Raw genomic sequence first — 13,960 nt, 5'->3', positions numbered from 1 at the left:
GAGGCTTGCCGTGGCAAAAACCGAACTTGGCACAAAGCGTATCGACCCCGAGACGGGTCGAAAATTCTACGACCTGAACAAGGACCCGATTGTCTCGCCCTACACCGGCAAGACCTATCCGCGTTCCTATTTCGAGGAAGGCAAGATCGCCGCCCTCGAGGAGGAAGAGGAAGTGGCCGAGAAGGAAGTGGACGCCGAGGACGAAGAGGGCGTTGAAGTCGTCTCGCTCGAAGAGGCCGACGACGACGTCAAGGGCGACGACCTGCCCGATCTCGGCGATGACGAGGACGTCGACCTCGGCGACGATGAGGATGACACTTTCCTTGCCGACGAAGAGGAAGAAGACGACGACGTTGCCGACATGATCGGCGTCGGCGACGACGACGACGAGGTCTGATAGGCCTGAAACGTAAGCGTTTGCAGGCTTTCTCGGCCTGTGAACAAAAAGCCGCTCATCAAGGCTTGATATCTGAGAAAGGCGGGGTTAGAAGCCGCCTGCACTAACGGCGCGGTGTTCCAACCCGCGCTGATCTCTTCGCCGGAAACGGCGCCGGCTGACTGCCGGGAGTGGGGCCATAGCTCAGTTGGGAGAGCGCTTGAATGGCATTCAAGAGGTCGTCGGTTCGATTCCGATTGGCTCCACCAAACAGTCTCCCAATGTTTTCAAGTTATTTGCCGTTTGCGTGTCCAGGGCTGCCATTCGGAAACCTGCCGGGGCACGGCCAGGAGCGTTTTTCGACCCGGAGACCAAGTTTGCGCGGCGGACTGACAGGAAAAAGCGGGAAAGCCGCGACCGAGCCTCAAGTTTCACCAGCACCGCAAGCCTTTAGGACTGCTCTTGGTACGGAAGCTTCACTTCGTCGTGCAAATGCGCGGCAACCAAGCGCGGTGTATGGTCGGGATCGTTCGACAGACCTTGGGATGGCGCAAGCAGATGACGGCCAAATAGCTTTGGCTTGACGGGGCGCTGGCCACTCCATCACTTCGCCCTTAGAGCGTTTCACCGTTTCATGGAAACGGCGAACCGCTCTAACTCTTTGTTTTGACGCAATTCCAGACGGAAAACCGCTCACACTTTTCCTGGAATTGCCCGTAGGCGGCGTCATGCTCACAGTAGGTTGCGGCCGGCTTGTCGGTCATCATCGGCCCGATGAGACGCTACCGTCTCGACGGACGGGCTGATGAGCAGTGTCCGGTTCTGTATCGGTGCTTTCCGTCGAGCGCTTATAGAAAAGCCCAAATGCCAGCAGGAAATATCCAACCTGCAGCATCATCAGCGTGAGGACGGTCCAAACGAGCGCTTTGCCGACAGATCCGGTTTCCATTTCGGCCCAGATCGCCACTACGGCCGACGTGGTGAACATCCCCACCAAAAATTGCGGAAAATACATGATTGCCCGCCCCCCGTTGTCGATAGCCCGCCGCTCCATTTGCGAAGCGGCGGGGCCCCCCATCTGCCCCCCGATTGCTGGGTGAGAGATGTCGCCGGCATTGCCGACAGTGCAATGACGGTGCCAGACACGGTGACCCATTAAGGGACACCTATGCCGACGATTGCAAGACCGGATAGCTGATTAACATTACCTGTGGCTAATATGCACCTAGGGGTCGGAAGGGACGGAGCGAACCTCGCCAGCGCGAGTTTCGGCCGCCGCCCCCTCCGACTGTCGGGACGCCCGATCACGTGTCCGGAGGGCAATCGATAGCGCCTTCACCTCGATCGAACGTCGGCTTCCAGCAGTTCTCGGTTGCTCCTAGCCCGCATGCCTTCGAAGTCCGGAATGCATGTGACTTTCCCAGTCATCATTTCTCGGCTTGAGCCACCTCCAGGCGCCCGATGCGCTGCAACGGAAAGCCGCCAAGCAGGGTTCTCCAATCCGCCAGGGCCTGACGCCAGCGAGCCCGCCGAGGATCAGGCGCGGGTTCGATCGATCGAAGGGAATTTCCAATTTTAACCGCGGATTTGGAATAAACTAACTCTACAGAGTTTATAGAATAAGCAAAGTGCGGACGATCTGTTTCCCGGACAGGATTCCGCCATGCCCGCCTCTTTGCGCTCGCTCTCAACCCCGCCAGGAAGAGTCCGCCATCGCCACCGGCTCGCGGGAGGCAGGCCATGACCGGCGACGTTCCGGACCGCATCAAGGTCCTCTGGTTTCTACCGACACATGGCGACAGCCGCTATCTCGGCACCGCTGAGAGCGGCCGATCGGTCGATCTGCCCTACCTGACGCAAGTGGCGAAGGCCGCCGACACGCTGGGCTATTACGGCGCGCTGCTGCCGACCGGCCGGTCGTGCGAGGATTCCTGGGTGATCGCCTCGGCGCTGGTGCCGCTGACCGAGCGGCTGCGTTTCCTGGTCGCCGTGCGGCCCGGCTTGCAGTCGCCGACGCTCGCCGCGCGTATGACGGCGACGCTCGACCGCATCTCCAATGGCCGCCTGCTGATCAATGTCGTCACCGGCGGCGATCCGCTTGAGAACAAGGGTGATGGCATTTTCCTGTCGCATGCCGAGCGCTACGAGGTGACGCAGGAATTCCTGCGGATCTACAAGCGCGTGCTGAGCGGTGAGACGGTCGAGCACAAGGGCAAGCATTTCCACATCGAGGATGGCAGGCTGCTGTTCCCGCCCGTGCAGACGCCCTATCCGCCGCTCTATTTTGGCGGCTCGTCCGATGCCGGGTCGACAGTGGCGGCGCAGGAGATCGACAAATATCTGACCTGGGGCGAACCGCCCGCCGATGTCGAGCGCAAGCTGGACGCCGTGCGTGACCTGGCCGAAAAGGCAGGCCGAAAACTCTCCTTCGGCATTCGCCTGCATGTCATCGCACGCGAAACCACCGAGGAGGCCTGGGCCGCCGCCGACCGGCTGATCAGCCGCCTCGATGACGCTACCATTGCTTCGGCCCAGAAGGTCTTTGCCCGCATGGATTCGGTCGGCCAGGCGCGGATGAGCGCGCTGCATGGCGGCGATCGCGCCAAGCTCGAGATCGCCCCCAATCTGTGGGCCGGTGTCGGCCTGGTGCGCGGCGGCGCGGGGACAGCCCTGGTCGGCGACCCCGACACCATCGCCGAGCGCATCGATGAGTACCGGCGCCTCGGCATCGACACCTTCATTCTGTCCGGCTACCCGCATCTGGAAGAAGCCTATCGTTTTGGCGAACTGGTGCTGCCGAAATTGCCAACCGATCATCCGGTCAAAGCCGCCGGCGCATCCGTCAACACCGGCCCGTTCGGCGAGACCATCGCCGGCGACCATCGGCCGAAGTCGCTCGCCAGCGCCTCGTGAACGCGCTGCCTCCGGTCAGCCGACTGCGCGTCGCCATCATCGGCGGCGGCTTTTCCGGCGCGGCGTTGGCCTGGCATCTGGCGCGGGCGCATCGGCCGGAGCGCCTGTCGATCTCGGTGATCGAGCCACGCCCCACGCTCGGCGGCGGCCTGGCCTATTCCAGCGAAGAGCCGTCGCACCGGGTCAATGTGCCGGCCGTCAGAATGAGCATCGCTCCCGACGACCCGCAGCATTTTGCCCGCTGGCTGGCCGGCTCCGGCGAACTCGAGCGTGATGCGGACGCGATCTGGAAGAATGGCGACGCCTATCCGCGCCGGCGTGTGTTCGGCCGCTATGTCGCCGAGCACCTCGCGCCCTATCTGGCTTCAGGCGCGGTCCGTCATGTCGGCGGTCTCGCCACAGGCGTGACACGCGAAGCCAATGGCGCGGGCTGGGCTGTGCAGACGTCCGCCGGACCTGTCATCGCCGACATCGTCGTCCTCGCCGCCACGCATCCTGCTCCCGCAATCCCGGCAGCGCTTGCTTCCCTGGCCGAAGCGCCGGGTTTTGTCGCCGATCCCTACGCAGCGTCGGCACTTGCCAGGATCGAGCCGGACGCTTCCGTGTTGATCGTCGGCTCCGGGCTGACCTCGGCCGACATGATCGCGGAGCTCGACCGCCGCGGCCATCGCGGCCGCGCCCTGGCGCTGTCGCGCCGCGGACTTCGCTCGCGCGGCCATCCTGATGTCAGGGGCGAACCCTTCGGCGATTTCGCATCGGCGCCGGCCACATCGGCGCTCGGTCTGCTTGGCAAAATCCGCGTGACGCTGGCGGCGGCGCGCGAGGCCAATGTCAACTGGCAGTCCGTCTTCGACCAGTTGCGCCTGCAGGGGCCGGTTCTGTGGGCCGCGCTTGCTCCATCAGAACGTGCAAGGCTCGTCCGCCGGCTGCGCGTGTTCTGGGACGTGCATCGCTTCAGGATCGCCCCGCAAATTGCTTCCGTGCTCGACCGCCGCAAGGCCGCCGGCACGTTCGACACCATCGCCGCCAGGCTTGTCGCGTCGAACGACGAGGGCGAGAACCTCGCGGTCAGCTTTCAGCGGCGCGGCCAGACTCGGATCGAGACCGCACGCTTCGATGCCGTCATCAACACGACGGGGCCTGCCCATGGGCGGGCGCTTCAGCTCAATCCGGCGCTGCGCTCCCTGGCCGAGGCCGGGTTGATCAGGGTCGACGCCTACGGACTCGGCATTGAGACAAATCTCGACAGCCGCGCCATCGGCCGGGATGGCGAGGCGGTCGCCGGGCTCTTTGTCGCCGGTCCGCTGGCGCGGGGCACCTTCGGCGAACTCATGGGCCTGCCGGAGGTCGCCCGCCATGCCCAGATGGTCGCGACCGAGATCGCAAGGCTGGTCGACGGGTTTCCGTCCGTCGAGGCGGTTGGCGCCAATGCCAGCGCCGGGCAAAATTGGTATTTCCGTCCCAAGCGGCCGCCAAAAACGGAAAATCCTACTTTGTATATATAATCAGTAGACATAATAAATATCGGTGAGATCCGGCCACGCCGGACCGATCAACGACACGGCCTGAAGGGGAGACAGTTCATGGCACACGCAGCAACCGACGCGGTCAAGTTCGCCTACTGGGTGCCGAATGTTTCGGGCGGCCTGGTGATTTCCAACATCGAGCAGCGCACCAACCATTCGGCCGAATATAACCGCAAGCTGGCGCAGATCGCGGAGAAGGCCGGCTTCGACTATGCGCTGAGCCAGATCCGTTTCACCGCCGGCTACGGCGCCGACGAACAGCATGAATCGGTTGCCTTCAGCCATGATCTGCTGGCGGCCACCACGACGCTGAAGGTCATCGCGGCGATCCTGCCCGGGCCGTGGAATCCGGCGCTGGCCGCAAAGCAGCTCGCCACCATCAGCTACCTGACCAATGGCCGCGTCGCCATCAACCTCGTCTCCGGCTGGTTCCGCGGCGAGTTCCACGCCATCGGCGAGCACTGGCTCGACCATGACGAGCGCTACCGCCGCTCCGAGGAATTCATCCGCGCCTTGCGTGGAATATGGACGCAGGACAGCTTCACCTTCCGCGGCGATTTCTACCGCTTCAACGAATATTCACTGAAGCCGAAGCCGCCACAGCCTTTGCCGGAAATCTTCCAGGGTGGCTCGTCGCGTGCCGCGCGCGACATGGCCTCGCGTGTCTCGGACTGGTACTTCACCAACGGCAACACGCCGGCCGAAATCTCCAAGCAGGTGGATGACATCAGGGCCAAGGCGAAGGCCAACAACCATTCGGTCAAGGTTGGCGTCAACGCCTTCGCCATCGTCCGCGAGACGGAGGACGAGGCCAAGGCGGTGCTCGCCGAAATCATCGCCAAGGCCAACCCCGAAGCGGTCAACGCCTTCGGCCACGAGGTCAAGAATGCCGGCAAGGCCTCGCCGGAAGGCGAGGGCAACTGGGCAAAATCCTCCTTCGACGATCTGGTCCAGTACAATGACGGCTTCCGTTCGAACCTGATCGGCACGCCAAGGCAGGTCGCCGAGCGCATCGTCGATCTCAAGCGCGCCGGCGCCGATCTCATCCTGCTCGGCTTCCTGCACTTCCAGGAAGAGGTCGAGTATTTCGGCAAGCATGTCATCCCGCTCGTTCGCGAGCTGGAAAATGCCGAGCAGGCTGCATCGCTGGCAGCGGAATAGCCCTTTTCAAAACGCAGGCCGATCAGTCCGGCCTGCACACCAATGAAGGTTCCCAAGCGCGCTCGATCGATCGGGTGGCGATGAGGATTCGTGCGTCTGCCGAAGCAATCGAGGACGATTGGAATGCCCTTGGCCAACTATGCCGTTGGAATGATGGACGCCTCGGTCTATGCGCCGGAAGTCTTTGCGCGCGGCCTGCCGTCAACGCCCCAGCCGTCCGCCGTTGGCATCGTGCCGGCAGGGTCGATCGCGGATGCCGCCGCTCCGTTGCTTTCACTGCAGGGCATCGGCCTGTCGTTCGGCGGCGTCGTCGCGCTGGCCGATATCGACCTGTCGGTGCGCCCCGGAGAGATCCGCGCCATCATCGGCCCGAACGGTGCCGGCAAGAGTTCGCTGATCAATGTCATCAGCGGCGTCTACCGGCCGGATCGCGGCCATGTCCTGCTCGATGGCATCCGCTATGGTCAGGTGCCGACGCAGCGTCTGGCGCATCTCGGGGTCGCCAGGACGTTTCAGAACCTTGCCCTGTTCAAGGGCCTCAGCGTCCTCGACAATGTCGCCTCCGGCCTCGCCTACAAGGTCCGCTCCAATTTCGCCGGGCAGGTGCTCGGCATCGGCCGCTCGCGTGGCGAGCAGCGCGACTCCTTGAGCCGCGCCGGCCAGATCCTCGAATTCCTCGATCTCACCGCAGTCCGCGATCGTCTCGCCGGCACGCTGCCTTACGGTCTGCAGAAGCGGGTCGAACTGGCCCGCGCGCTGGTCGCTGAACCGCGCCTGCTTCTGCTCGACGAACCGATGGCCGGCATGACCGCCGGCGAGAAAAGCGAGATGGCAAGTTTCGTGCGCGCCGCGCGCGACCGCTTCGCCACCACTGTCGTGCTGATCGAGCATGATGTCGGCGTCGTCATGGGCTTGTCCGACCGCATCGCCGTTCTCGACTACGGCCGCAAGATCGCCGACGCCACGCCTGACGAGGTCAGGAACGACCAGCGCGTCATCGATGCCTATCTCGGCGTCGCCTCCGACAATGAGGACGGGGCAGGCATATGATCGCCGATTTCGACTACCAGTTTTTCATCGAAGTGCTCGTCGGCGGCCTGCTCTCCGGCGTCATGTACTCGCTGGTCGCGATCGGCTTCGTGCTGATCTACAAGACATCGGGCGTGCTCAATTTCGCGCAAGGCGCTCTGCTCCTGTTCGCGGCACTCACTTTCGTCAGCCTGGTCGAGCGCGGTGTTCCCTTCGCCTTGGCGCTGGTGGCCACCTTCGCCATCATGGTGGCGATCGGCATCGCCATCGAGCGCACGGTGCTCAGGCCACTCACCAACAAGCCGCCGATCACGCTGTTCATGGCGACGCTCGGCCTGTCCTACATCATCGAGGGCGCTGCCCAGCTGATCTGGGGCACGCAGGTCCACGGCCTCGACCTCGGCATCGAGGATGTGCCGCTGGAAGTCGGCGGCGTGCTGATCAGCCAGTTCGACATCTTCGCGGCGGTGGTCGCCGCCGGCATGGTTCTGCTGCTGTCGCTGTTCTTCCGCTACACCCGCATCGGGCTCTCCTTCCGCGCCGTTGCCGACGACCAGTTCGCCGCCCTGGCTGTCGGCCTCAGGCTGCCGCTGATCTGGGCGACCGTCTGGGCCGCCGCCGGCCTGGTCGCGCTGGTCGCGGGTCTGCTCTGGGGCGCCCGCCTCGGCGTGCAATTCTCCCTGTCGCTGGTGGTGCTCAAGGCGCTGCCGGTGCTGGTGCTTGGCGGCTTCGATTCCATTCTCGGCGCCATCGTCGGCGGCCTCTTGATCGGCGCCAGCGAGAAACTCGCCGAGGTCTATATCGGCGACTATTTCGGCGGCGGCATCGAGAGCTGGTTCGCCTATGTCGTGGCGCTGGTCTTCCTGCTCATTCGCCCCTCCGGCCTGTTCGGCCAGAAGCTCGTGGAAAGGGTCTGAGCATGGCCGCGATCACAAGCGATCTCACCTCCGCACCGGTGCTGCTGAAATGGATCGCGCCCGTGCTGCTGCTTGCCTTTGCCTATGGCGTCGTGCCGTTGATCGGTTCGAGCTATCTGTTCGAGGCCATCCTGCTGCCGTTCCTGGCGCTCGGTCTTGCCGGCGTCGGGCTGAACATCCTCACCGGCTATGCCGGCCAGGTCTCGCTGGGCAGCGCCGCCTTCATGGCGGCGGGCGCCTTCGCCGCCTACAATTTCAACCTGCGTGTTGAAGGCCTGCCGCTGATCGGCAGCATCGTGCTCGCCGGCATCGTCGCCGCCGCGATCGGCATCGTCTTCGGCCTGCCGAGCCTACGGCTGAAAGGGTTCTATCTCGCCGTCTCGACGCTCGCCGCTCAGTTCTTCGTGCAATGGGCGCTGACCAAGTTCAGCTGGTTCTCCAACAACTCGGCGTCCGGTGTCATCGACGCGCCGAGGCTGTCTATCGGCGGTCTTGCGCTGGATGGCGCCGTCGGCCGCTATCTCTTTGCGCTGACCATCGTCAGCATCCTCACCTTCCTCGCCTATCGGCTCGTGTCGTCGCAGACCGGTCGCAACTTCATTGCCATCCGCGACAACGAGACCGCCGCCCGCATCATCGGCATTCCGGTGCTGAAGACCAAGCTGCTGGCCTTCGCCATCTCCTCCTTCATTATTGGCGTTGCCGGCGTCATCTGGGCCTTCGCCTATCTCAGGACCGTCGAGCCGGACGGCTTCGATCTCGACCGCTCGTTCCAGATCCTGTTCATCATCATCATCGGCGGCCTCGCTTCGATCCGTGGCGCTTTCTTCGGCGCCGCCCTGATCGTCGTCTTTCCGCTTGGCCTGTCGCGCCTCGGCGGCTTCCTGCTCGGCGATGTCTTCGACTCGGGCGTCCTCGACATGAGCCAGCGCATCGTGCTCGGCGCCCTCATCATCCTGTTTCTGATCCTGGAACCCGACGGGCTGGTGGCCCTGTGGGACAGGATCCGAAGACGGCTCCTGTTCGCCTGGCAGTCGACATGAGCCCTGCGGGGCAACCGCATCGAACTGAATCGGAAAATGAACCAGAGGCCGAACCAAGACGGCCCATACCGGGAGTATCTCGACCATGACCTTCCTCAGCACAATCAAGGCGGCGGCGCTGTCCGCGGCGATGATCGTGTCGGTGGCCTTGCCGGCCGCCCACGCCGACGAACAATACTTTCCGCTGCAGAGCTATCGCGTCGGTCCCTACGCGGCCGGCGGCACCGGCTTTTTCGGCGGCTTCATCGACTATCTCAATCTCATCAACATCCGCGACGGCGGCGTCAACGGCGTCAAGCTGACCTGGGACGAATGCGAGACCCAGTACGAGGTCGAGCGTGGCGTCGAATGCTATGAGCGGCAGAAGAGCCATGCGGGTGCGGCCGCATGGAATCCGCTTTCGGTCGGCATCGCCTATGCCATGATCGACCGGATCACCGCCGACAAGGTGCCGTTGATCACCGTCAACCATGGCCGCACCGACTCCACCGACGGCCGCGTTTTCCCTTACGTCTTCCCGCTGCTGCTCAATCCCTACAGCGAGACATCAGGCATCGTGAACTACATCGCCGCCAAGGAAGGCGGCATCGACAAGCTCAAGGGCAAGAAGATCGTCGTGCTCTATCACGGCTCGCCCTACGGCAAGGAGACCATCCCGATCTATGAATTGCTGGCGCAGAAATACGGCTTCACCGTGCAGCAGATCGAGGTGCCGCATCCCGGCAATGAGCAGCAGTCGCAATGGCTGACCATCCGCCGCGCCAAGCCGGACTTCGTCGTCCTGCGCGGCTGGGGCGTGATGAACCCGGTGGCGCTGAAGACGGCGGTCAAGGTCGGCTTCCCCGTCGACCATATTGTCGGCAATGTCTGGTCGAATTCGGAAGAGGACGTCATCCCGGCCGGCGACGCCGCCAAGGGCTACACCGCCATCACCACCCAGGCCTCCGGCAACACCTATCCGGTGGTGCAGGAGATCGTGAAGACTGTCTACGGCGCCAGCAAGGGCAACCTTGAAGACAAGTGGCGCATCGGCTCGGTCTACCACAATCTCGGCATCGTCAACGGCATCCTCAATGTCGAGGCAATCCGTGTCGCGCAAGAGAAATTCGGCTACCGCACGCTGACCGGCGATGAAGTCCGCTGGGGCTTCGAACATCTCAAGCTCGATCCGGCCAAGGTCGAGGCGCTCGGCGCCAAGGACCTGTTCCACTCCATCAATGTCAGCTGGGACAATCACGAGGGCGAAGGCTACGTGACCTTCCAGCAGTGGGACGGCAAGAAGTGGAACGTCGTCTCCGACTGGATCGCGCCGGACTGGGCGCTGCTGCGGCCAATCATCGAGAAATCCGCCGAAGCCTATGCCGCCGAGAAGGGCATCAAGCTGCGCACCGCCGATGATGCCAACGCCGTGACCACCAACTGATCAGCCAATGCCGGACGCCACGGACAGCTTTCCGTGGCGCACCGCTCCTTACGGTTCTCGAACCGCGGAAGAAGAGCCCATGCCGGACAATGACGTCATCCTTGCGGTGGACACGATCCATGCCACCTATAACCACGCCATCGCGGCGCTGCATGGCGTCAGCTTCGAGATCCGGCGCGGCGAAATCCTGGCGCTGCTCGGCGCCAACGGCGCCGGCAAGACCACGACGCTGAAGACCGTCTCCAACCTGCTGCCGGCGGAACGCGGCCAGGTCAATGCCGGTAGCATCCGCTATGACGGCGCCGATGTCTCTCGCCGCAAGCCCGGCGATCTGGTGCGCGCCGGGCTAGTGTCGGTGCTGGAAGGCCGCCACTGCTTCAAGAGCCTCACCGTCGAGGAAAACCTGGTCGCCGGCGGCATCGGCCGCAGCGGCCGCCGTGCCGAGATCAACGCGGATCTCGAGCGGATCTACGGCTATTTTCCCCGTCTCAAGGAGAAGCGTCGGACCCTGTCCGGCCTGACCTCCGGCGGCGAGCAGCAGATGGCGGCGATCGGCCGGGCGCTGATGTCGCGGCCGCGTCTGCTGGTTCTCGACGAGCCGTCGATGGGGCTGGCCCCGCTCATCGTCCAGGACATCTTCCAGACACTCAGAAAACTCAACCGCGAAACCGGCCTGTCGATCCTGGTCGCCGAGCAGAATTCCGCTGTCGCGCTGCGCTATGCCGACCACGCCACGGTGCTCGAAAACGGCGTCTCCGTTCTCACCGGCGCGGCTGCCGATCTTCGCCAGCGCGAGGACGTGCGCGCCTTCTATCTCGGCCAACAGCCCTCGCCGGCTGCCAAACCAGCCCATCTCCATGCCGTCGCTTGAACAAAATCTCAAGGAGCAGTGAAATGACCGTCTCGACCGTCAAAACAGACCACGCCTCCGCCGCCGTGCCGCCCGTTGCAAGGCCGTCGGCGCCGGCCCACATCATCCGGGATGACGCCGAAGCGATTGCGGTGGCCCACGCGCTTGCCGCCGAATTCGTCAAGGGCTCCTCGAAGCGCGACCGCGAGCGGATCTGGCCGGTCGCCGAACTCGACGCCTTCTCGCAGAGCGGCCTGTGGTCGATCAACGTACCCAAGGCGTTCGGCGGGCCGGAGGTGTCCTACGCGACGTTGGCCAAGGTGATCGAGATCATCTCGGCTGCGGATTCCTCGATCGGCCAGATCGCGCAGAACCATCTCGGCGTCGTCGCCGCCATCCGCACCGTTTCCGACGCGGACCAGCAGAAGCTGCTGTTTGCCGAGGCGCTGAAAGGCACGCGGTTCGGCAACGCCTTTTCCGAGTTCGGCTCCAAGCGCGCCGCCGATTTCGAGACCCGTTTCACCGATGCCGGCGACCATGTCGTCGTCAACGGCCGCAAATTCTATTCCTCCGGCGCTTTGCTTGCCCATCTGGTGCCGATCGTGGCGCTCGATGACGAGGGCCGCGCCTGGTATGCCATTGCCGACCGCGGAGCGCCGGGCCTGACGGTCATCGACGACTGGTCGAGCTTCGGCCAGCGCACGACCTTGTCGGGCACCGTCATCATCGACAATGTCAAGGTGCCGAAGACTTTTCTGGTGCCCGGCTACAAGGGCTACGACAAACCGACCGCCGACGGCGCCATCTTCCAGATCATCCAGGTGGCGGTCGACACCGGCATTGCCCAGGCGGCGATCGACGAGACGGTTCACTTCGTCAGGACGAAGAGCCGCGCCTGGATCGACAGCGGCGTCGACAATGCCTGGGACGATCCCTACACCATCCAGGCGGTCGGCGACCTGACGCTGCGCCTGCACGCCGCGCAGGCGCTGCTCGAAAAGGCCGGCCTGGCGATCGACCGCGCGGTGGCCGAGCCGACCGCTGATACGGTGGCGCATGCGCAGATCGTCACTGCCGAGGCGAAGATACTGTCGACCGAAATCGCCATCGCCGCCACCAACAAGCTGTTCGAACTGGCCGGCACGCGTTCGACGCTGGCCGAGCACAATCTCGACAGGCATTGGCGCAATGCCCGCACCCACACGCTGCACGATCCGGTACGCTGGAAGTACTCGATCCTCGGCAAATATTTCCTAAACGGCGAAAATCCGCCGCTGCACGCCTGGAGCTGATTTCCCCTCGGCGGGCCGGGTGGCCCGCCACTTCAAACTTCGACATCCAAGAGGCCCACTGCCATGTCAAACCCCACAGTCGTCGGTTTTTCCGGCAACATCACCCGGCCGTCAAAGACGCGCGCCTTCGTCGAACTGGTCACCAGGGACATCGCCGCGCGCCATGGCCTGTCGGCTGTAACCTACGACATCGAGGATGTCGGCCCTTCGCTCGGCACGGCACGGTGGGCGCGCGACCTCGACAGCCGGGCGCAGCCGATCCTGGCGCAGATCCTCGCGGCCGATGTGCTGGTGGTCGGTTCGCCGACCTACAAGGGCAGCTATACCGGCCTGTTCAAGCACTTCTTCGACCTGATCGATCCGGCCGCGTTGCGGGGCAAGCCCATCGTGCTGACCGCGACCGGCGGCGGCGAGCGCCATGCGTTGATCGTCGAGCATCAACTGCGGCCGCTGTTTGGCTTCTTCGAGGCCTTTGCCTTGCCGACTGCCGTCTATGCCACCGACAAGGATTTCACCGACGGAGTGCTGCGCTCCGAGGCGATCCTGAAGCGCGCGGCGCAGGCGGTGGACGAGGTCGGCTTCGTACTCGCCAACCGCTCGGCAGGCAGGATCGCCGCCGAATAGCAGCCGACAGTGGCTTTCACCGATTGAAATCCGCACGAGCGGCTTCCTCACTTACGTGCAATTTACGACCGCCCGCTACAAAGTTCCTGTCTGATTCGTCCGGGACAGGAACACCATGAGCAAAGCCCTTACGACCTTCGCACTCGTCGCCGTGCTGACCGCCTTGCTCATGGCGCTGAGCCTTGCGGTGGCCAGGCATGGCTATCCCTATGGCGCAATCGGCGTCAGACGCCTCGATGGCATCGCTGATGCCGGAACCTTCATTCCGCTCGCCGCCGTCTTTTTCTTCAGCGCGCTGTTGATGATGATCCTGCCGATCAGGGCGGCCAGCATCGTCCTCACCCATTGCGCCGACGCGATCTTCTGGGCGGTGATCGTGCTGTTCGCCACCATCGTCGGCGGCCTTCTCGCCCGATGGGCTTTCGGCCAGGGCAGCGCAATGCTCGCATTGCTGAACTGGCGGTTCCTGTTCGCTGTGGCTGTCGTCGGCTGCCACTTCGTCATGAACGAACTGCGCCGCAACGTGCTGTTGCGCAGCCTGTTCTTCGTGGTCTTCGCCGCCGCGACGCTGGCCTGCCTGTTCTGGTCGTTCACCCTCTAGAAAAAGCACAATGTTCGTCCGCCTCCACCCTTTGTTGCCGGGTGGCGGAACGCTGCACCGTTTGTCGTTGTGCATCCCTCATGCCTCAGCGGGCGCGAGAATGAGACCTGTCGCGTGCTCGTCTCGTCTGGATGGTTTGCGCAAATTTACAATCCGCGCGGCCGCCGTTCCAATAGTTTGGCTCCATCGAAAATGAACAAGGAGC

13 protein-coding genes and 1 tRNA gene are annotated in these 13,960 nt (G+C 63.8%); 13 read left to right on the top strand and 1 reads right to left on the bottom strand.

Features of this window, described 5'->3' with window-relative positions; genetic code table 11:
* Positions 1-10 precede the first annotated feature (10 nt).
* Together JG747_RS01465 and JG747_RS01460 are read left to right on the top strand one after the other, a co-directional pair.
* The gene (locus JG747_RS01465) at positions 11-397 is read left to right on the top strand and encodes a TIGR02300 family protein (protein WP_027047671.1); all 387 of its coding nucleotides are present in this window, start codon (positions 11-13) and stop codon (positions 395-397) included.
* Between the two features lie 172 nt (positions 398-569).
* Positions 570-645 (top strand) — tRNA-Ala (locus tag JG747_RS01460).
* A 494-nt stretch (positions 646-1,139) separates the two neighbouring features.
* On the opposite strand, the gene JG747_RS01455 is transcribed toward JG747_RS01460, so the two are convergent.
* The gene (locus JG747_RS01455; RefSeq protein ID WP_027047672.1) at positions 1,140-1,391 is read right to left on the bottom strand and encodes a hypothetical protein; all 252 of its coding nucleotides are present in this window, start codon (positions 1,389-1,391) and stop codon (positions 1,140-1,142) included.
* 725 nt (positions 1,392-2,116) lie between these two features.
* Here JG747_RS01455 and ssuD point away from each other — a divergent pair.
* From ssuD to JG747_RS01400, 11 genes are all read left to right on the top strand, one after another.
* Positions 2,117-3,289: an FMNH2-dependent alkanesulfonate monooxygenase gene (gene ssuD, locus JG747_RS01450; protein WP_202361019.1), complete on the top strand. Its 1,173-nt coding sequence runs from the start codon at positions 2,117-2,119 to the stop codon at positions 3,287-3,289.
* On the top strand, positions 3,286-4,794 hold the full coding sequence (locus tag JG747_RS01445; protein WP_244748318.1) for an FAD/NAD(P)-binding protein: 1,509 nt from the start codon (positions 3,286-3,288) through the stop codon (positions 4,792-4,794). The genes ssuD and JG747_RS01445 overlap by 4 nt, the downstream gene beginning before the upstream one ends.
* A gap of 78 nt (positions 4,795-4,872) precedes the next feature.
* Positions 4,873-5,976 carry a dimethylsulfone monooxygenase SfnG gene (gene sfnG / locus JG747_RS01440; RefSeq protein ID WP_019862796.1) on the top strand — a complete coding sequence of 368 codons (1,104 nt, stop codon included), beginning with the start codon at positions 4,873-4,875 and terminating at the stop codon, positions 5,974-5,976.
* 123 nt (positions 5,977-6,099) lie between these two features.
* The gene (locus JG747_RS01435) at positions 6,100-7,026 is read left to right on the top strand and encodes an ABC transporter ATP-binding protein (protein ID WP_069090825.1); all 927 of its coding nucleotides are present in this window, start codon (positions 6,100-6,102) and stop codon (positions 7,024-7,026) included.
* Complete coding sequence (locus JG747_RS01430) at positions 7,023-7,922, top strand: branched-chain amino acid ABC transporter permease (RefSeq protein WP_064984417.1); 900 nt, start codon at positions 7,023-7,025, stop codon at positions 7,920-7,922. The genes JG747_RS01435 and JG747_RS01430 overlap by 4 nt, the downstream gene beginning before the upstream one ends.
* A 2-nt stretch (positions 7,923-7,924) precedes the next feature.
* Complete coding sequence (locus tag JG747_RS01425) at positions 7,925-8,965, top strand: branched-chain amino acid ABC transporter permease (protein ID WP_069090826.1); 1,041 nt, start codon at positions 7,925-7,927, stop codon at positions 8,963-8,965.
* Positions 8,966-9,050: 85 nt separating this feature from the next.
* A complete protein-coding gene (locus tag JG747_RS01420; protein WP_202361018.1) occupies positions 9,051-10,388 on the top strand; it encodes an ABC transporter substrate-binding protein in 1,338 nt (445 codons plus the stop codon).
* 79 nt (positions 10,389-10,467) lie between these two features.
* A complete protein-coding gene (locus JG747_RS01415; protein WP_202361017.1) occupies positions 10,468-11,259 on the top strand; it encodes an ABC transporter ATP-binding protein in 792 nt (263 codons plus the stop codon).
* Between the two features lie 23 nt (positions 11,260-11,282).
* On the top strand, positions 11,283-12,530 hold the full coding sequence (locus tag JG747_RS01410) for an SfnB family sulfur acquisition oxidoreductase (RefSeq protein WP_202361016.1): 1,248 nt from the start codon (positions 11,283-11,285) through the stop codon (positions 12,528-12,530).
* Between the two features lie 63 nt (positions 12,531-12,593).
* Positions 12,594-13,154 carry an FMN reductase gene (msuE, locus tag JG747_RS01405; RefSeq protein ID WP_019862803.1) on the top strand — a complete coding sequence of 187 codons (561 nt, stop codon included), beginning with the start codon at positions 12,594-12,596 and terminating at the stop codon, positions 13,152-13,154.
* Positions 13,155-13,269: 115 nt separating this feature from the next.
* Complete coding sequence (locus JG747_RS01400; protein ID WP_038651664.1) at positions 13,270-13,755, top strand: hypothetical protein; 486 nt, start codon at positions 13,270-13,272, stop codon at positions 13,753-13,755.
* The last annotated feature ends 205 nt before the right edge of the window (positions 13,756-13,960 follow it).

This window comes from Mesorhizobium sp. 131-3-5, assembly GCF_016756575.1.
Lineage (GTDB): Bacteria > Pseudomonadota > Alphaproteobacteria > Rhizobiales > Rhizobiaceae > Mesorhizobium > Mesorhizobium jarvisii.
Note: the sequence above shows the minus strand (reverse complement) of the source record. Positions and strands in the feature narration are given on the sequence as shown.

Coding starts and splice junctions, on each gene's coding strand:
- JG747_RS01455 (WP_027047672.1), bottom strand. CDS start 1,391: ATGTATTTTCCGCAATTTTTGGTGGGGATGTTCACCACGTCGGCCGTA.
- ssuD (WP_202361019.1), top strand. CDS start 2,117: ATGACCGGCGACGTTCCGGACCGCATCAAGGTCCTCTGGTTTCTACCG.
- sfnG (WP_019862796.1), top strand. CDS start 4,873: ATGGCACACGCAGCAACCGACGCGGTCAAGTTCGCCTACTGGGTGCCG.
- JG747_RS01435 (WP_069090825.1), top strand. CDS start 6,100: ATGCCCTTGGCCAACTATGCCGTTGGAATGATGGACGCCTCGGTCTAT.
- JG747_RS01430 (WP_064984417.1), top strand. CDS start 7,023: ATGATCGCCGATTTCGACTACCAGTTTTTCATCGAAGTGCTCGTCGGC.
- JG747_RS01425 (WP_069090826.1), top strand. CDS start 7,925: ATGGCCGCGATCACAAGCGATCTCACCTCCGCACCGGTGCTGCTGAAA.
- JG747_RS01420 (WP_202361018.1), top strand. CDS start 9,051: ATGACCTTCCTCAGCACAATCAAGGCGGCGGCGCTGTCCGCGGCGATG.
- JG747_RS01415 (WP_202361017.1), top strand. CDS start 10,468: ATGCCGGACAATGACGTCATCCTTGCGGTGGACACGATCCATGCCACC.
- JG747_RS01410 (WP_202361016.1), top strand. CDS start 11,283: ATGACCGTCTCGACCGTCAAAACAGACCACGCCTCCGCCGCCGTGCCG.
- msuE (WP_019862803.1), top strand. CDS start 12,594: ATGTCAAACCCCACAGTCGTCGGTTTTTCCGGCAACATCACCCGGCCG.
- JG747_RS01400 (WP_038651664.1), top strand. CDS start 13,270: ATGAGCAAAGCCCTTACGACCTTCGCACTCGTCGCCGTGCTGACCGCC.